Here is a 17,902-nt window from a genome sequence, read left to right on the forward strand (position 1 = left end):
AGTACACGTGGTCGCGCCCGGCGCGGGGAGGTGGGAAATTTACGCACAGCTTGCGTATCGTTTGCGAGCGAACCACCTGGAAAAGGAGCACCCCCTCAGATGTCGTCGGCGAACCCGAACTCGGCCCGTGTTTCTGACTCGCAGCCGCGCGAGGTGATGAACGTGGCGGTACTGGCCGAGTCGGAACTGGGCTCGGAAGCGCAGCGGGAACGCCGCAAGCGCATCCTGGACGCCACCATGGCCATCGCGTCCAAGGGCGGCTACGAAGCGGTTCAGATGCGCGCCGTGGCCGACCGCGCCGATGTGGCGGTGGGCACGCTGTACCGTTACTTCCCGTCGAAGGTGCACCTGCTGGTATCGGCGCTGGGCCGGGAGTTCAGTCGCATCGACGCCAAGACCGACCGCTCCGCGGTGGCCGGGGGCACGCCGTTCCAACGGCTCAACTTCATGGTCGGCAAGCTCAACCGCGCCATGCAACGCAATCCGCTGCTGACCGAGGCGATGACACGTGCCTACGTCTTCGCCGATGCGTCGGCGGCGACTGAAGTCGACAACGTCGAGAAGATCATCGATTCCATGTTCGCCCGTGCGATGGCCGACGGGGAGCCGACCGAGGAGCAGTACCACATCGCCCGGGTGCTCTCGAACGTATGGACGTCGAACCTGCTCGCCTGGCTCACCCGGCGGGCATCGGCGACCGACGTCAGCAAGCGGCTGGACCTGGCCGTGCGATTGCTGATCGGCCACCAGGAATCCAGCTAGCGGCGATCGCAAGCGCGGCCGGAGCCGGGCGCGGCGGGTCGCCGCCAGAAGGCTAGCGGCGATCGCCGCCAGAAGGCTAGGCCGGCGCGCCGGCGGTTCGGCCGCGGATCAGCTCGGTATCAAGGAGTTCGACGACCGGCAGGCCCGACCGGGGCGGCTTGAGCAGCAGTTCGCCGGCGCGGTGGCCCTTGCGCAGGCTCGGCTGCGCCACCGTCGTCAGCCCGCGGCTGATCGCCTCGGGCACGCCGTCGAACCCGGTGACGCTCATCTGGCCCGGCACGTAAATGCCATGGGCGCGAAGGTAATCCATGGCAGAGAGCGCCAGGATATCGGCGGTGCACATCAGTGCGGTGATCCGGGGGTTGGCCTCCAGCGCCACCTTGGCGGCGGCCCCGCCCGATTCCGGTAGGTGCTCGTAGCTTTCCACCACGGTCAACGAATCCGGGTCGGCGCCGGCGCGCGCCATCGCCTCCCACACGCCGATCATCCGTTCGCGCTGCACGTCGAAGGCCGGCGATTGCAACCGGTCGGCGTCCACCAGGCCCTGCCGGCGGTCCCGACCCAACCGCATGGTCAGCAACCCGATCTCGCGGTGCCCCAGCCCGAGGACGTAGTCGGCCAGCTCGCGCATCGCCGCCCGGTCGTCGATACCGACCCGCGACACCCCCGACAGGCCCTTCGGCTGGTCGACGACCACCACGGGCAACCGCCGCTGCAGCACCACCTGAAGGTAGGGATCTTCGTCGCAGACCGAATACACCAGGAAGCCATCCACACCGGCGCCCAGCACGGCGGCCGTCCCGTCGTCGAGGCTGCGGCTGGCGCCGACCGCTACCAGGAGCAGCCCCTGGCCCAGCTCTTCGCACGATTGCGCCACCCCGGCAACGAAATCCCGCGCCGCCGGGTCGCTGAAGAAATAGGTCAGCGGTTCGGCCATCACCAAACCGACCGCACCGGCCTTGCGGGTGCGCAACGAGCGCGCCACCGGGTCCGGTCCGGCGTACCCCAGCCGCTTCGCCGTGGCGAGCACCCGTTCGCGGAGGTCGGCGGAGAGCTGATCCGGCCGGTTGAAGGCATTCGAGATCGTCGTGCGCGAAACCTTCAACTCGTCGGCCAATGACGCCAGAGTCGCACGCCGGCGCGGTGTGGGACTCACGTTCGGTGACGCTACAGCGGATCGCCCATCGGGCCTACGCGACACGAACCGCCTGGCGGTCGACGGGCCGGCCCCGGGACAGGTCTATGCCAGCACCGGGTGGATCGCCATGCGCGGCCAGCGGCTGGACGACAGCGTGCGTTGACCGTTCGGAACAACGTCGCCATCGACATCGTGACGTGCGTCCACCCAAGCCGGTTCGTCGAACAGATCGCGGCCAAGGTGGCCGGGCAGTAGGCGATGCGACGGGACACCGCCGCAATAAGCTAGGCGGGTGGCCGTCATCGACCTCAACGCCGACTTGGGGGAAAGCTTCGGCGTCTGGCGCCTCGGCGATGACGACGCCATGCTCGGGATCGTCAGCAGCGCCAACGTCGCCTGCGGCTTCCACGCCGGCGATCCCACCGGGCTGTTGCGGGTATGCCGGTCGGCCGCCGAGCGTGGCGTGCGCATCGGGGCGCAGGTGAGCTACCGCGACCTGGCCGGGTTCGGCAGGCGCTTCATCGACGTCGCGGCCGAGGACCTCATCGCCGACGTGGTGTACCAGATCGGCGCCCTACAGGCCATCGCGCGGGCGTCCGGCTCGGCGGTGTGTTACGTCAAACCCCATGGTGCGCTGTACAACACGATCGTCACCAACCGCTCGCAAGCCGCGGCGGTCGCCGAGGCGGTGCGATTGGTGGACCCCGCGCTTCCGGTGCTGGGCATGGCGGGCTCGGCGTTCTTCGACGAGGCCGGCCGGCGAGGCCTGCGCCGGGTGGCCGAGGCGTTCGCCGATCGCGCCTACCTGCCCGACGGCCAGCTGGTTTCGCGTCGCGAGCCGGGCGCGGTGCTCGACGACCCGGCGGCGATCGCCGACCGTGTGGTGACGATGGCGAGTTCGGGCCGGGTCACCGCGATCGACGGCACCGAGATCGCCGTCAGCGTGGAATCGGTTTGCGTGCACGGCGATTCGCCCGGCGCGGTGCAGATCGCGACCGCGGTGCGCGATCGGCTGAAGGCCGCCGGCATCGACCTGAGGTCGTTCTGCTGATGCGACTCAAGCTCGGCCGGCCGGACCTGGCGCGCTATTCGGACCGGTTCGACGTGCCCGCCGCCGGACCCGACGCGCCGCTTTCGGTGACCTGGATGGGGGTGGCGACGCTGCTGCTCGACGACGGCTCGTCGGCGCTGATGACCGACGGGTACTTCTCGCGCCCCGGCCTGGCGCTGGTGGCGGCCGGCAAAGTCTCACCGTCGCCGGCGCGCGTGGACGGCTGCCTGGCCCGCGCGAAGGCGTCGCGCCTGGAAGCCGTCGTCCCGGTGCACACCCACATCGACCACGTGCTGGACTCCGCCTTGGTCGCCGACCGCACCGGCGCCCGATTGGTCGGGGGCCGGTCGGCGGCCAACGTCGGGCGCGGCTACGGGCTGCCCGAGGACCGCATCGTCGTCGCCACCTCAGGCCAGCCAATCCGGTTGGGCGCCTACGACGTAACGCTGGTGGAGTCACACCATTGCCCGCCCGACCGGTTCCCGGGTGCGATCGAGGCGCCCCTGCGGCCGCCGGTGAGGGCGTCGGCCTACCGCTGCGGTGAGGCGTGGTCGACGCTCGTGCATCACCGGTCCTCGGACCGGCGGCTGCTGATCCAAGGCAGCGCCGGCTTCGTCAAGGGCGCGCTGGCCGGCCACCGCGCCGACGCCGTGTACCTCAGCGTCGGACAGTTGGGGCTGCGGCCGCGGCCGTATCTGCTCGACTATTGGGACCAGACGGTGCGCGCGGTGGGCGCGCGCCGGGTGATCCTCATCCACTGGGACGACTTCTTCCGCCCGTTGTCAAAACCGTTGCGGGCCTTGCCGTACGCGGGCGACGACCTCGACGTGTCCATCCGCGCGCTCGACGAGCTGGCCGAACGCGACGGTGTCGCACTGCACATGCCGACGGTGTGGCGGCGCGAAGATCCCTGGATGTGAAGCGGTTTCGACGTTGGGACTGACCGCTGCGCTGTTGCTGCTTGCTGCCGTGCTCGTGTTCGCCGTCGCCCGTCCGCGCGGCTTGCCGGAGGCGGTGGCGGCGGTTCCGGCGGCCGGCATCCTGATCGGGGTCGGCGCGATCTCGCTGCGGCAGGCGGCCGACGAGGTCGCCGGACTGTGGGAGGTGGTCGCCTTCCTGGGTGCCGTGCTGGTGCTGGCCAAGCTGTGCGACGACGAGGGCCTGTTCGAGGCGGCAGGCGCGGCGATCGCGCGGGGTCGCGTCGGCTCGGGCGGCCTGTTGCTGCGGGTGTTCACCGTCTCCTCACTCATCACCGCCGTGCTCAGCCTCGACGCCGCGGTGGTGTTGCTGACGCCGGTGGTGCTGGCCGGGGTGCGCCGGCTGCGGACCCCGGTGCGGCCCTACGCCTACGCCACCGCTCACCTGGCCAACGGCGCCTCGCTGCTGCTGCCGGTGTCCAATTTGACCAACCTGCTGGCCTTTCACCTGGCCAAGCTCTCGTTCACGAAGTTCACCCTGGTGATGGCGGTGCCCTGGCTGTGCACCGTCGCCACGCTCTACCTGGTGTTCCGGTGGTTTTTTGCCCGGGACCTGCGCACGCAGCCCGACCCCGAAGAACTCGGGCCGGCGGCGAGGCCTCCGGTGTTCGTGTTGGTGGTGGTCGGGCTGACGCTCGCCGGGTTCGCGGTCGGCGAGTCGGTGGGGGTGGCCCCGGCCTGGGTGGCCGTGGTCGGCGCCTCGGTGCTCGCGGTGCGCAGCCTGAGCCGCCGGCACACCACGGTCGCCGACATCGCGCGGTCGGTGCACGTGTCTTTCCTGGTGTTCGTGCTGGCGCTGGGCATCGTGGTGCAGGCGGTGATGCTCAACGGCATGGACCGGGCGATGTCGTCGGTGCTGCCGTCGGGTTCGGGGCTACCCGCCTTGCTGGCGATCGCCGTGATCGCCGCCGTGCTGGCCAACGTCGTCAACAACCTGCCCGCCACGCTGGTCCTGCTGCCGCTGGTGTCGCCGGGCGGCCCGGTGGCGATCCTGGCCGTGCTGATCGGGGTCAACATCGGCCCGAACCTGACCTACGTGGGTTCGCTGTCGAACCTGTTGTGGCGGCGGGTGTTGCGCCGCCACGATGTCGACGCCGGGGTGGGCGAATACACCCGCCTGGGCCTGAGCACCGTGCCCCCCGCGCTGGTGCTGGCGGTGCTGGCGCTGTGGGCGTCGGCGCGGCTGCTGGGCGTCTAATTCCGATGGCGGCGACCCGCTTCACCCGGCTCCGCCGCACTCGCGATCGCCGCCGGCCCGATGGCGGCGACCCGCTTCACCCGGCTCCGCCGCACTCGCGATCGCCGCTGGCCCGATGGCGGCGACCCGCCGCTGGCCTGATCAGTCGCCGCCGCGTCGGCATCGCATGATCGAAGCCAGCTCCTCGCGGGATTGGGCTCCTACCCGCTGGCAGGCGCGGTATACGTGGCCCTCCACCGTGCGCACCGACATCACCAGCTGGTCGGCGATCTGGCGGTTGGACAGGCCGGCCACCACGAGCTCGATTACGTCACGCTGGCGACCCGACAGCTTCACACCGGCCGGAGTGCGCAGCGCCGGCGTGTGTAAACCCCCGCATTCGTCGGCCAATTCGCGAGCCAACGCCGCCGCATAGAGCCCGCGCTTGTGTTGTTGGCTTTCGTCGAACGCGACCGAGGCCTGCGCCGCAGCGTCCGCGGCCGTAGCCCGATCACCGATCCGCCGGTACGCGGCCGAGGCCGCCAGCAGTCCTTCGCCCTTTCCGGCCAGCAGCGCCTCGGCATGCGACGCAACGGCATCGGCCAGCGGCAGCGATAAAGCCGCGGCCAGTTCCCGGGCCCGCGGCGCCCCCGACGCGTCGCCCCACTGCGCCGCGGCCTGTATGCAGGCCAGCTCGTGGGTGGGCTGGCCTCGGTCGCGGGCAAGCCGTGCCGCCTCCTGCGCGGTCGCCACGGCCTCGTTCAAGCGGCCGCTGGCCGCCATGGCCCACCCGCTGGACAGCGACATGGCGGTATGCATGAACAGAAACCCGGGCGACACACACGAGCGTGCGTTGGCCACGGCGTCGTTGGCTTCGGCGGGTTGTCCGAGTTTTGCGTGTGCCTCGGCCAACGCGAAATAGCTCGCCGGCTGCAAACCCGTCGTGATGGCGTGCCGTTGCACACCGGCCAGCGCTTCGTGCAACAGCCGGGCCGCGTCGCCGACGGCGCCGCGGGCCAGGTCGGCGTGCCCCAGCAAGAAGGCCAGGTTGGCGTAGGCCAGGCCGGGAATGTCGCGGGCAGAGTCGGCCACCTGCCTTGCGGTGCTGACGAGTTCCTCGAGGCGCCCGGTCAACCGGCAGGCGCGGCCGTACACGGCGCCGAACCAGAAACGCATATGTGACGCCTGAAACGACGTGGTGGCGCGTCGCAGCGCCAGCTCGGCAACGGTCGGGAGCCCGTCGACGCTACCCAGCGCCCCCATCGCCATGATCAGCGCAAGCGAGGCCATCATCGCGTGAAAGTCCGAGAGCGCCGGGAAATCCAGCGCGGCCCTGGCCCTTTCGGCCGCCAACTCGCAGCGCGCCGACACCGCGTCCAGGCACGCCTGCACCGCCTGCCGCTCCGCCACCTGCGCCGCGGTCTCGGGTGCCTTTGAATCTGGGTGGGCAAGCCGGTCCAGTATCACCGCCGCGTCCGCGGGCTTGCCGAGCATCCAGATCAGGTTGGCCGCCCGCACCGTCGACCAGTAATGGCCTTCGGGCGAGTCGTTATCGGCCAGCTCACGCAGCGCCGTCTCGGCCTCCTCGCCGCGTCCCAGCAGCCACAGGTTCATCGCCCGCACCTCGGCGGCCCCGGGCGCCCCGGCCTGCGCGGCGGCGGTGGCGAACCGGTCGGCCAAATCCAGATCCAGCAGCGTCATCGCGTGCCGCGCCGATTCCAGATACAGCTCGGGCTGGGGGTCCAGGTCCGACTCCAGGCTGAGCAGGGCCCGGCGCACGGTTGCCTGCATATCGGCGTCGCCGGTCTTCGCCAGCCGCGTCGCGAGCTTGCCCCGGATCGCCGACAGATACATCTCGCCGGCGGTCGCGCGGCGCAGCTCGCCGAAGAGCGGGTGCGCCAGCCGGGCCATCAGCCCGCCGACGGTGCGCTCAACGCTGACCAGGCCCATCGTCTCGGCGACTGCCAGGTCGCGGCGGGGCACCAAATCGCACAGTACGTCGACGGCCAGCGGCTCGCACTGCGACAGCGTGTCGACCACCAGCGCCAGCCGTGGGCTCAGCCGACCCAGCCGGCGCCCCACCGTGTCGGACAGGCTCGCCGATACTGCGACGTCGCCGTCCCACATCCACACCCCGGCCGATTCCCGCATCCGCCTGGCCGCCACCTGGTCGGAAAGCAACTGCCGGAGGAACAGCGTGTTTCCGCCGGTCAGCTTCCGGAACCGGGCCGCGCTGCGCGCGTCGACCGGGCCGCCCAGCGCGCTCTCGATCACCTCGCGGGTGGCCGCGACCGAAAGCGGTTCGAGATCCAGGCGAACCAGCAACCCGTCCTTCCACAAGGCTGTCACCGCATCGGGCTCTTCGGCGCCGGTGCGCACGGTGACCACCAGCCGCGCCCCGCCCGATTGCGCCAGCTCGTGAATGACGAGGCCGGACAATCCGTCCAGCAGGTGCGCGTCATCGACCCCCACCACGACGCGGCCCCGATGCTGTTGCGCCACAAAAGAATTGATCACGCGTCGCACGTTGGTGAGGGGATCCGACATGGCCTGGCCCAGCAACCCGATGAACGCACCCAGGGGCAACGCACGCGCCGATTCGGTGCCGACGATCCACTGTGTGCGCTCGCCGGAGGCCTCGGCGCACCGCAGCGTTTCGCGGGCCAGCCAGGTCTTGCCTACGCCAGCAGCTCCGGCGATCACCACGCCGGAGTGGTTGCCCGCCCCGCTCAGGGCGCGGCGAATGAACCGCAGTTCGCTATCACGCCCCGCCAGCGGTTTAGCGCTGATCACTCGGCGACTATAACTTTGCATCCGCTTAGGTGGGCAAATTTATCGGCACGAATTGCGTAGCTGACTACGCTATCGGCGCCTACGGTTCGCTGTGAGCATGGCCTTCGTCAGCTAACGGCTGGGTGAAGGCGGTGGGACATGGGCGACGGCAGGGCATCGATCGGCAGTCACGCGGTGGTGTTGGGAGCGAGCATGGCCGGTCTGCTCGCCGCGCGGTCGCTCGCCGACTTCTTCGACGCGGTAACGGTGGTGGATCGCGACCCACTGCCCGACACCACGGCCGGTCGCCGGGGCGTGCCACAGGGCCGGCACCTTCACGCCCTGCTGGCCCGCGGCGCCCAGGCGATCGAGGAGCTGTTCCCCGGCATCCTCGACGAGCTGGTGCACGACGGTGCGCAATACGTCGACGGCCAGGATCTGTCGCGGCTCTACTACAGCCTGGGCGGGCACCTGATGGCGCGCAGCGGCAGCGCCACCTCGTTCACCGCCTACTGCGCGACTCGGCCCTTCCTGGAGGGTCACGTCCGCCGGCGAGTGCGCGACATTCCCAATGTCACGCTGCTCGACGAGCACAACATCGCGTCGCTGACCTGGACGCCCGACCACCACCGCGTCACGGGCGCCCGGGTGGTCGACCGTCGCACCGGCGAAGGAAGCACGCTCAACGCTGATCTGGTGGTCGATGCCACCGGGCGCGCCGCCCACACCCCGACGTGGTTGGAAGGCGCCGGGTACGACCGGCCGCCGGAGGACCGGGTCACGGTGCATTTGACCTACGTGAGCCAGCGGCTGCACATGGCGACGGGCGCGCCACACGAAGATGGGTTCCTCGTCGGGATCGTGCCGGGCAGGCCGAGAGGGGTCGGCCTGCTCCACTGCGAGGACGACACGTGGCTGTTCACCGTGATCGGCGTGGCCGGTTACGAGCCGCCCGGCGACCTCGCGGGCATGTGCGAATCCGTGCAGGACTGGACACCCGCCCACCTGATCGCCGCGGTGCGGGGCGCCGAACCCGTCGACGACCCGGTGCGGCACAAGATGCCGTGCAGTCGCTGGCGCCGCTACGACAAGATGCGGCGCTTCCCCGAGGGCCTGCTCGTCACCGGCGACGCGGTCTGCAGCTTCAACCCGATCTACGGGCAGGGCATGACGGTGGCCGCGCTCGAGGCGTTGGCCCTGCGCGACTGTTTATCATGCAGCACAGAGGATTTGGCGCGGCGATTCTTCCGCGCGGCGGCGGCGCCGATCCGCCAGGCCTGGCAATTGTCCGCCGTGCCCGATCTTGCCCTGCCCGAAATCGAGGGCACTCCACCGTTGCTGGCGCGGCTGTTCAACGGTTACTTCGAGCGTGTTTTGACCGCCGCGGAATCCGACCCGGTGATCGTCGATCGGTTCGCCAGAGTGACCTCGCTGCTCGACCCCGCGACACGGCTGCTGCGCCCGGAGGTGGTGTGGCGCGTCGTCCGCGCCATCCGTCGCCGACGCCTCGATCGCATCGAAGGGCAGGACGCGGCGGCCGGTGTCCTCGCCGAAAGCGTGCCGAGCTAACCCCGGTGGTAGGCCGGCGGCAGCGGCATGCCGAGCTCGGCCAACACCCGCCGCAGCAGTGTCGGAAAGTCGGTGATGATGCCGTCGACGCCGTAGCCGATCTGCTGCCGCATTGCGTCGGCGTCGTTGACGGTCCATGGAATCACCTTGAGCCCCAACGAATGCGCGTGATCGACGGATGGCCTGCCGGTGACCAACTGGTACCGCGGCGAGACCATGTTGGCGCCCACCATCAGCGCCCCGATCATCGGGTCGCCGACGACGGTGGCGTCGACGCCGTTCAGCCACGGCGAATCCGGTGCCCAGGTCTCCTCGTTGTACAGCGCCACCAACGGAATTGACGGCTCGGCCCGGTGCACCATCGGCAGGGTTCGCCAGTCGAAGCTCTGAATCTCCACGCGCTCGACCTTGCCCGCCGACCTGATCGCGGCCAGGATCACGTCGACGAATTCCTGCGGTTCGGCCGACGCGCCCGGATGGTCGGCCTCGACCTTGGTTTCGATGTTGTAGCGGACTGAGGCACCATATGCGTCGGCGAGCGCAAACACCTGCGGCAGGGTGGCTATCTTGTTGTCCCGCACCGCTTCCGCATGCGGGAACTCGGCGAGCCGGCGGCCGCAGTCCAGCGTCTCGATCTGCACCAGGGTGAGCTCGTGCACCAGCTTCCCGACGTAGGGGTAGGCCGGGTCCCCAGCGGAAGCCGGCCCGGTGTCAGCGCACTTCTCGGCATCGATGGTGGGGTCGTGCCACACCAGCGGCTGGCCGTCCTTGGTGATGCCGATGTCGAGTTCGAGTGTGCTGACCCCGAGTTCGAGCGACTTGGCGAACGCGCGCAGCGATTCCTCGGTGGTCTCGCCGCGCCCGCCGCGATGGGCCTGCAAGTCGAACTCGGACGGTTGCGCAGACGCCGGCGGCGCAAGCAGCCCCGCCAGCGCCAGCGCGAACGCCAGCAGGGCGGCCAAACTCCGCGAGCAGACGTAAAAGCCCCCGAAACTCCGGCGTGTCGGGGGTTTTTGCGTCTGCTCGGCGAAAGTAGTCACCTAATGCCTGCGCTGGCGGGCGATTTCGGCGAGGACCACGCCGGCGGCCACCGAGGCGTTCAGCGATTCGGTGTCACCGGCCATCGGGATGGACACCACCTCGTCGCAGTTCTGCCGCACCAGCCGCGACAGCCCCTTGCCTTCCGAGCCGACGACCAACACCAGCGGGTCGGTGCCGTCCAGGTCGTCGAGCGTGGTGTCACCGCCGGCGTCCAATCCGATCACCCGCAGCCCGCCGTCCGCCCAATTCTGAAGCGCGCGGGTAAGATTGGGGGTCCGCGACACCGGGACGCGGGCCGCCGCCCCGGCGCTGGTGCGCCAGGCCACCGCCGTCACCGAGGCCGAACGGCGCTGCGGGATCAGCACGCCGTGGCCGCCGAAGGCGGCGACCGAACGAACGATGGCGCCGAGGTTGCGCGGATCGGAGATGTTGTCCAGCGCGACCAACAAGGCCGGCGGCGTTTGATTGGCGGCCGCGAGCAGGTCGTCGGGATGGGCGTAGTTGTAGGGCGGCACCTGTAGCGCGATGCCCTGGTGCAGGTGGTTGGCGGTCATCCGATCCAGGTCGGTGCGCGGTACCTCCAGGATCGCGATGCCCGAATCGGCCGCGCGGGCCACGGATTCGGTGAGCCGCTCGTCCGCTTCGGTGCCCAGGGCGACGTAGAGAGCGGTCGCCGGTACGCCGGCGCGCAGGCACTCCAGCACGGGATTGCGGCCGAGCACCGTTTCGGCCTCGTCGGTGCGCTTGGCGGGCCGCCGCGACGGGGATTGGGCCCGCTTGGCTGCGGGGTGGTTGGGGCGTAGGTGCGCCGGCGGGGTGGGCCCGCGTCCCTCCAGCAGGCGGCGCCGCTGACCGCCCGAGCCGACGGTGGGGCCTTTCTTGGTGCCGGACTTTCGTACCGCCCCGCGGCGCCGCGAGTTGCCGGCCATCTACTTGCCGTCACCGCCCAACGTCCACTGCGGCCCGTCGGCGGTGTCGGTGACCTCGATGCCGGCGTTTTTCAGCCGATCGCGGATCTCGTCGGCGAGCGCCCAATTGCGTTGCTGCCGCGCCTTTTCCCGGCTTTCCAGCTCCGCCTGCACCAGCACGTCGACGGCGGCCAGGGCGGCCGACGTCTCGTCGCGGGATTCCCAGCGCTCGTCGAGGGGGTCGCAGCCCAGGATGCCCATCATCGCGCGGATCGCGCCGGCGTGCTGTAGCGCGGCCTCGTGGTCGCCGGCGTCGAGCGCCCGGTTCCCCTCGGCGCGCGCATGGTGCACCTCGGCCAGCGCGATCGGCACCCCCAGGTCGTCGTCGAGCGCCTCGGCGAACTTCTGCGTCCACTCGCCAGGCTCGACGCCACCGATGCGGCTGCGCACCCGGTGCAAGAATTCCTCAACGCCGACATAGGCTTTGACCGCGTCCTGCAGCGCGGTTTCGGAGAATTCCAGCATCGACCGGTAGTGCGCGCTGCCCAGGTAGTAGCGCAGCTCGGCCGGCCGCACCCGCTGCAGCATCGCGGGGATGGCGAGCACGTTGCCCAGCGACTTGCTCATCTTCTCCCCGCCCATGGTCACCCAGCCGTTGTGCAGCCAGTAGCGGGCGAAGCCGTCTCCGGCGGCGCGGCTCTGGGCGATCTCGTTCTCGTGGTGCGGAAACACTAAATCCATTCCACCACAATGGATGTCGAATTCCGGCCCGAGGTAGGTACGGGCCATCGCCGAGCATTCCAGGTGCCAGCCCGGGCGTCCGCGGCCCCAGGGCGTGGGCCAGGACGGCTCGCCGGGCTTGGCGCCCTTCCACAGCGTGAAGTCGCGCTGGTCGCGCTTGCAGGTGGCCGCGCCCTCGCCCTGATGGACGTCGTCGATCTTGTGGCCGGACAGCTGGCCGTATTCGGGGTAGCTGAGCACGTCGAAGTAGACGTCGCCGCCCGCCGCGTAGGCGTGGTCGGTTTCGATCAGGCGCTCCATCAGTTCGACCATCTGGGTGATGTGCCCGGTGGCGCGCGGCTCGGCGGACGGCGGCAGCACGTCCAGCGCATCGTAGGCGGCGGAAAACGCGCGCTCGTAGGTGGCCGCCCACTCCCACCACGGCCGGCCCGCCGCGGCGGCCTTGTTGAGGATCTTGTCGTCGATGTCTGTGACGTTGCGGATGAACGCGACGTCGTAGCCGCGCGCGATCAGCCAGCGGCGCAGGATGTCGAAGGCCACCCCGCTGCGGACGTGCCCGATGTGCGGCTGGCCCTGGACGGTGGCGCCACAGAGGTAGATCGAGACGTGCCCGTCGCGCAGCGGAACGAAATCACGCACGGCACCGGCTGCCGTGTCGTGTAGCCGCAGGCGGGCGCGATCGGTCACGACGTGCCAGCTTACCTGCCCAATTGCGGCAACCTGCGACCGCGAGCCGGGTTATCCGGTCGGCACCACCAGCGCCGTCGCGATGGCGGCCACCCCCTCGCCGCGCCCGGTCAGGCCCAGCCCGTCGGTGGTCGTCGCCGACACCGATACCGGCGCCCGCAGCAGACCGGACAACACCTGCTGCGCCTCGGCGCGCCGCGGCCCGACCTTAGGCCGGTTGCCGATCACCTGCACGGCGGCATTGCCGACCCGATAGCCGTGCCCGGCGACCAGTTCGACGACGTGGTGCAGCATGTCGGCGCCGCTGACGCCTTCCCACTGCGGGTCGTCGACCCCGAACACGCCGCCGATATCGCCCAGGCCGGCGGCCGACAACAGCGCGTCGCACAGGGCGTGAGCCCCCACGTCGCCGTCGGAGTGACCGGCACAGCCGTCGGCGTCGTCAAAAAGCAGGCCCACCAGCCAGCAGGGTCGGCCCGGTTGGATCGGGTGCACGTCGGTGCCCAATCCGACCCTTGGAAGGGGGAGCAGCTCGCTCACCGGCGGACGATCGCTTGGGCCAGCAGCAGGTCGAGCCGGGTGGTGATCTTGAACGCGAGCGGGTCGCCGTCGACCACGTGCACCTGGCCGCCGAGTTGCTCGACGAGCGACGCGTCGTCGGTGAAGCCGGTGACGCCGGCCCGCTGGTAGGCCCGCAACAGCAAGTCGGTGGCGAAGCCTTGCGGGGTCTGCACCGCCCGCAGGCCGGCCCGCTCCGGCGTGCCCAGGACCACCCCGTTGGCATCCACGGCCTTGATGGTGTCAGACAGCGGCAGCGCGGGCACCACGGCGGCGCGACCGCCCCGCAGCGCGCCGACCACACGCACGATCAGCCCCGGCGGCGTCAGCGCCCGCGCGGCGTCGTGCACCAGCACGAAGTCGGGGCTCCCGGCGAGGGCGGCCAGGGCCAGGCTCACCGATTCGGTCCGGTCGGGCCCGCCGGCGACGACGGTCGCCCGGTCACCCAGGGCGCGCTTTGCCACGTCGATGCGATCGGCGGGGACCGCCACCACGACATGGTCGACAACGCCCGATTCGAGCAGCCCGGATACGGCGCACTCCAGCAGAGTGCGCCCGTCGAGTTCACAGAATGCCTTCGGAATGCCGGCGGCCAACCGCTCCCCCGACCCCGCGGCCGGAACCACCGCGGCTACCGCGCCAGAGGTTTCCCCGACCACCGAAGCGTCAGGGCCTTCAGGAAGCGGCGGCCAGGACCTCGTCCAGGATGGTCTCCGCCTTGGCGTCGTCGGTGCTCTCGGCCAGGGCCAGCTCACCGACCAGAATCTGGCGGGCCTTGGCCAGCATGCGCTTCTCGCCGGCGGACAGGCCGCGTTCCTGGTCGCGGCGCCACAGGTCGCGCACCACCTCGGCCACCTTGTTGACATCGCCGGAGGCCAGCTTTTCCAGATTCGCCTTGTAGCGGCGGGACCAGTTCGTCGGCTCTTCGGTGTGCGGAGCACGCAGCACCTGGAAGACCTTGTCGAGGCCTTCCTGCCCGACGACGTCGCGGACGCCGACGTACTCGGCGTTGTCGGCGGGTACTCGAACGGTCAGGTCGCCCTGCGCAACTTTCAAGACGAGATACTCTTTTGGTTCCCCTTTGATGGTCCGGGTTTCGATCGCCTCGACTAACGCAGCACCGTGGTGTGGATAGACAACGGTGTCGCCGACCTTGAAGATCATCTGATTAGAGCCCCTTTCGTTACTTCATCCTAACACGTGGACCCAAGCCGTGCGGAACAACGTTGCAGGTCAGGGGCACGACACGCGCAGATTAGGGGTTGACAGGCGGAGCAAGACGTGCAAGGACACACATTACCAACGCCGTTATGGGACCCCTGCACGCACCCCGGCGGGTACTCTGCGCCCCGGCTTGGCGCCCTGCGCTACCGCCCGAAAGGCGTTCCTACTACTGTGCATAGTTGCACAGTCGAACCAGGAGGCATGCAGTGAACCGCTTCGCCGTCGTCGGTCTGTTCGCCCTGGTCGCAGCGTTGCTCAGCGGTTGCGGTGCCGGTCAGGTCTCGCAGACGGCCAACCAGGAACCGGCCGTCAACGGTAACCGGGTCACCATCAACAACGTGGCGTTGCGCGACATCCGCATGCAAGCCGTCCAAACGGGCGACTTCCTGCAACCGGGCCGGAGCGTGAACCTGGTGGCCGTGGCCGTCAACCAGTCGCCGGACGCCGAGGACAGGCTGGTGGGGATCACCAGCGACATCGGAACGGTGACGGTCAGCGGGGACGCCAAGCTGCCCGCCGGCGGGATGCTGTTCATCGGCACGCCCGACGGTCCGAACGTGGCACCGGGCCCCGTGGGCTCCAACAACAACGCGGTCAAGGCCACCGTCAACCTGGCCAAGCCCATCTCGAACGGCCTGACCTACAACTTCACCTTCAACTTCCAGAAGGCCGGGCAGGCCAGCGTCCAGGTCCCGATCACGGCCGGATTGGGACCCCAGCCGGTCTGACCGGCCTGTCACACCGGGGTTGTCGCACCGTCCGGATACGGTCATGACGTGGCCAACGCGCGCTCGCAATACCGCTGCTCCGAGTGCCAACACGTCACCGCCAAGTGGGTGGGCCGCTGCCTGGAATGCGGCACCTGGGGCACCGTCGAGGAAGCGCCGGCGCTCGCGGCGGTAGGTGGCTTTAACCGCAATGGCCGTCGTCCCGTCGCTTCGGCCTCCCGGGCCGTGCCGATCAGTTCCGTCGAGCCCAACGCGAGCCGGCACCGCTCGACGGGCATAGGCGAGCTCGACCGGGTGCTCGGCGGCGGCGTGGTCCCGGGCTCGGTCACCCTCCTAGCGGGCGATCCTGGCGTGGGCAAGTCGACCCTGCTGCTCAAGGTCGCCCACCGCTGGGCGCAGACGGGCCGGCGTGCGCTGTATGTCTCCGGTGAGGAGTCCGCCGGCCAGATCCGGCTGCGCGCCGACCGGACCGACTGCGCCGGGGACGAGGTCTACCTGGCGGCAGAATCCGACGTGCACACGGTCCTCGAGCACATCGCGACGGTCCGCCCCGCGCTGGTCATCGTGGACTCGGTGCAGACCATGTCCACCACCGAGGCCGACGGCGTCGCCGGCGGCGTCACGCAGGTGCGCGCGGTGACCGCGGCGCTGACCGCGGCGGCGAAGGCCAACGGCGTTGCGCTGATCCTGGTCGGCCACGTCACCAAGGACGGGGCCATCGCAGGGCCGCGCTCCCTGGAACACCTCGTCGATGTGGTGCTGCATTTCGAGGGCGACCGCAACGGCACGCTGCGGATGGTCCGCGGCATCAAGAACCGGTTCGGTGCGGCCGACGAGGTGGGCTGTTTCATGTTGCACGACAACGGGATCGAGGACGTCGCCGACCCGTCGCACCTATTCTTGGATCAGCGGCCGGCGCCGGTCGCCGGCACTGCCATCACGGTGACGCTGGACGGGAAGCGACCATTGATCGGCGAGGTCCAGGCGCTGCTCGCGACGCCGTCGGGCGGCTCACCGCGCCGCGCCGTCAGCGGCATCGACCACTCCCGGGCCGCGATGATCACCGCCGTGCTGGACAAGCACGCCAAGCTGAACCTCGGCATCAACGACATCTACCTGTCGACCGTGGGCGGCATGCGGCTGACCGACCCCTCCGCGGATCTGGCCGTCGCGACGGCGCTGGCCTCCGCATACGCGAACCTGCCGCTGCCCACCACCGCGGTGATGATCGGCGAGGTGGGGCTGGCGGGCGACCTGCGGCGGGTCAGCGGCATGGAACGGCGCCTGGCCGAAGCCGCACGTCAGGGATTCAACATCGCGCTCGTCCCGCCCGGGTGCGACGGGCTTCCGGCGGGCATGCGCGCGCTGACCGCACCCACCATCGTCGCCGCCCTGGAGCACCTGATCGACATCGCCGACCACCGCGCCGGCACCCTCGCCGGGCCGCGGCGGCTGGACGCGTAGCACGACCTGGCCGCAGAATGCACGCTGTGACCCGTCCAACACTGCGCGAGACCGTCGCCCGCCTGGCACCGGGCACCGGCCTGCGGGACGGCCTGGAACGCATCCTGCGTGGCCGTACGGGCGCGTTGATCGTGCTGGGCAACGACGAGAACGTCGAGGCGATCTGCGACGGCGGCTTCGCCCTCGACGTCCGGTACGCGCCGACCCGGCTGCGCGAGCTGGCGAAGATGGACGGCGCCGTCATTCTGTCCACCGACGGCAGCCGCATCGTGCGGGCCAACGTGCAGCTGGTGCCCGATCCGTCCATACCGACCGACGAATCGGGCACCCGCCACCGCTCCGCGGAGCGGGCGGCGATCCAGACCGGCTATCCGGTGATCTCGGTCAGCCACTCGATGAACATCGTCACCGTCTACGTGGCCGGGGAGCGCCACGTGGTGGCCGACTCGGCGACCATCCTGTCGCGCGCCAACCAGGCCATCGCCACGCAGGAGCGCTACAAGACCAGGCTCGACGAGGTCAGCCGGCAACTGTCGCGCGCCGAGATCGAGGACTTCGTCACGCTGCGCGACGTGATGACGGTGGTGCAGCGGCTCGAGCTGGTCCGACGCATCGGGCTGGTGATCGACTACGACTGCGTCGAACTCGGCACCGACGGACGCCAGCTACGGCTGCAGCTCGAAGAGCTGCTGGGCGGCAACGACCTCGCCCGCGAACTGATCGTGCGCGACTACCACGCCAGCCCCGAGCCGCTGTCCGTGGCGCAGATGACCGCCACCCTCGACGAGCTGGACGCACTCTCGGACACCGAACTGCTCGATTTCACTTCGCTGGCAAAGGTTTTCGGGTATCCGACGACCGCCGAGGCACAGGATTCGGCGCTGAGCCCGCGCGGCTACCGCGCGATGGCAGGCATCCCGCGGCTGCAATTCGCCCACGCCGATCTGCTGGTCCGGAAATTCGGGACGCTGCAGGGCCTGCTGGCGGCCAGCGCCAACGACCTGGAATCGGTGGACGGCATCGGCTCGATGTGGGCCCGCCACGTGCGCGAGGGGTTGTCGCACCTGGCGGAGTCGACGATCACCGACCCGCTCGGCTGAGTTCG

The 17,902-nt window shown here is 70.0% G+C and carries 16 protein-coding genes and 1 pseudogene; 9 read left to right on the plus strand and 8 right to left on the minus strand.

The genetic code is table 11. The annotated features are described in order from the left end of the window. The first annotated feature begins 162 nt into the window (after positions 1-162). Complete coding sequence (gene kstR, locus A5764_RS06725) at positions 163-762, plus strand: cholesterol catabolism transcriptional regulator KstR (protein WP_197501228.1); 600 nt, start codon at positions 163-165, stop codon at positions 760-762. 76 nt (positions 763-838) lie between these two features. On the opposite strand, the gene A5764_RS06730 is transcribed toward kstR, so the two are convergent. Further along, positions 839-1,918 (minus strand): LacI family DNA-binding transcriptional regulator, encoded by a 1,080-nt coding sequence (locus A5764_RS06730; RefSeq protein ID WP_067110469.1) that lies wholly within the window; start codon positions 1,916-1,918, stop codon positions 839-841. 40 nt (positions 1,919-1,958) lie between these two features. Here A5764_RS06730 and A5764_RS29230 point away from each other — a divergent pair. The 4 genes and pseudogenes from A5764_RS29230 to A5764_RS06745 form a co-directional block, all read left to right on the plus strand. Next, positions 1,959-2,057, plus strand: a pseudogene (locus A5764_RS29230) (sensor domain-containing protein); the annotation flags it as partial. A gap of 135 nt (positions 2,058-2,192) precedes the next feature. Next, entirely contained in the window at positions 2,193-2,951 is a 759-nt protein-coding gene (locus A5764_RS06735; RefSeq protein WP_067110470.1) for a LamB/YcsF family protein, read from the plus strand. Continuing rightward, on the plus strand, positions 2,951-3,871 hold the full coding sequence (locus tag A5764_RS06740) for an MBL fold metallo-hydrolase (RefSeq protein WP_067110473.1): 921 nt from the start codon (positions 2,951-2,953) through the stop codon (positions 3,869-3,871). The genes A5764_RS06735 and A5764_RS06740 overlap by 1 nt, the downstream gene beginning before the upstream one ends. A gap of 13 nt (positions 3,872-3,884) precedes the next feature. Further along, positions 3,885-5,126 carry an SLC13 family permease gene (locus A5764_RS06745; RefSeq protein ID WP_067110476.1) on the plus strand — a complete coding sequence of 414 codons (1,242 nt, stop codon included), beginning with the start codon at positions 3,885-3,887 and terminating at the stop codon, positions 5,124-5,126. A gap of 141 nt (positions 5,127-5,267) precedes the next feature. On the opposite strand, the gene A5764_RS06750 is transcribed toward A5764_RS06745, so the two are convergent. Beyond that, positions 5,268-7,898 carry a LuxR C-terminal-related transcriptional regulator gene (locus A5764_RS06750; protein ID WP_067110479.1) on the minus strand — a complete coding sequence of 877 codons (2,631 nt, stop codon included), beginning with the start codon at positions 7,896-7,898 and terminating at the stop codon, positions 5,268-5,270. Between the two features lie 138 nt (positions 7,899-8,036). On the opposite strand from A5764_RS06750, the gene A5764_RS06755 reads away from it, so the two are divergent. Continuing rightward, positions 8,037-9,446, plus strand: coding sequence for an NAD(P)/FAD-dependent oxidoreductase (locus A5764_RS06755; RefSeq protein ID WP_067110482.1), 1,410 nt, complete (start codon positions 8,037-8,039; stop codon positions 9,444-9,446). Here A5764_RS06755 and A5764_RS06760 read toward each other — a convergent pair. From A5764_RS06760 to carD, 6 genes are all read right to left on the minus strand, one after another. Further along, the gene (locus tag A5764_RS06760) at positions 9,443-10,408 is read right to left on the minus strand and encodes a glycerophosphodiester phosphodiesterase (RefSeq protein ID WP_067110484.1); all 966 of its coding nucleotides are present in this window, start codon (positions 10,406-10,408) and stop codon (positions 9,443-9,445) included. The genes A5764_RS06755 and A5764_RS06760 overlap by 4 nt on opposite strands. 78 nt (positions 10,409-10,486) lie before the next feature. After that, complete coding sequence (gene rlmB, locus A5764_RS06765; RefSeq protein ID WP_067110486.1) at positions 10,487-11,416, minus strand: 23S rRNA (guanosine(2251)-2'-O)-methyltransferase RlmB; 930 nt, start codon at positions 11,414-11,416, stop codon at positions 10,487-10,489. Beyond that, on the minus strand, positions 11,417-12,823 hold the full coding sequence (gene cysS, locus A5764_RS06770) for a cysteine--tRNA ligase (RefSeq protein WP_067110488.1): 1,407 nt from the start codon (positions 12,821-12,823) through the stop codon (positions 11,417-11,419). A gap of 51 nt (positions 12,824-12,874) precedes the next feature. After that, entirely contained in the window at positions 12,875-13,354 is a 480-nt protein-coding gene (gene ispF / locus A5764_RS06775; RefSeq protein ID WP_156664542.1) for a 2-C-methyl-D-erythritol 2,4-cyclodiphosphate synthase, read from the minus strand. A gap of 5 nt (positions 13,355-13,359) precedes the next feature. Continuing rightward, entirely contained in the window at positions 13,360-14,040 is a 681-nt protein-coding gene (ispD, locus tag A5764_RS06780) for a 2-C-methyl-D-erythritol 4-phosphate cytidylyltransferase (RefSeq protein WP_067110492.1), read from the minus strand. 16 nt (positions 14,041-14,056) lie between these two features. Next, positions 14,057-14,545, minus strand: a complete 489-nt coding sequence (gene carD / locus A5764_RS06785; protein WP_067110494.1) for an RNA polymerase-binding transcription factor CarD — start codon at positions 14,543-14,545, stop codon at positions 14,057-14,059. Between the two features lie 266 nt (positions 14,546-14,811). Here carD and A5764_RS06790 point away from each other — a divergent pair, with 266 nt between their 5' ends. From A5764_RS06790 to disA, 3 genes are read left to right on the plus strand one after another with little or no spacing between them, the layout of a single operon-like run. Continuing rightward, positions 14,812-15,333 (plus strand): hypothetical protein, encoded by a 522-nt coding sequence (locus A5764_RS06790; protein ID WP_067110497.1) that lies wholly within the window; start codon positions 14,812-14,814, stop codon positions 15,331-15,333. 48 nt (positions 15,334-15,381) lie between these two features. Next, a complete protein-coding gene (gene radA, locus A5764_RS06795; protein ID WP_067110500.1) occupies positions 15,382-16,797 on the plus strand; it encodes a DNA repair protein RadA in 1,416 nt (471 codons plus the stop codon). Between the two features lie 17 nt (positions 16,798-16,814). Then, the gene (disA, locus tag A5764_RS06800) at positions 16,815-17,897 is read left to right on the plus strand and encodes a DNA integrity scanning diadenylate cyclase DisA (protein ID WP_156664533.1); all 1,083 of its coding nucleotides are present in this window, start codon (positions 16,815-16,817) and stop codon (positions 17,895-17,897) included. The last annotated feature ends 5 nt before the right edge of the window (positions 17,898-17,902 follow it).

It is taken from the genome of Mycobacterium sp. 852002-51057_SCH5723018, from assembly GCF_001667035.1.
Lineage (GTDB): Bacteria > Actinomycetota > Actinomycetes > Mycobacteriales > Mycobacteriaceae > Mycobacterium.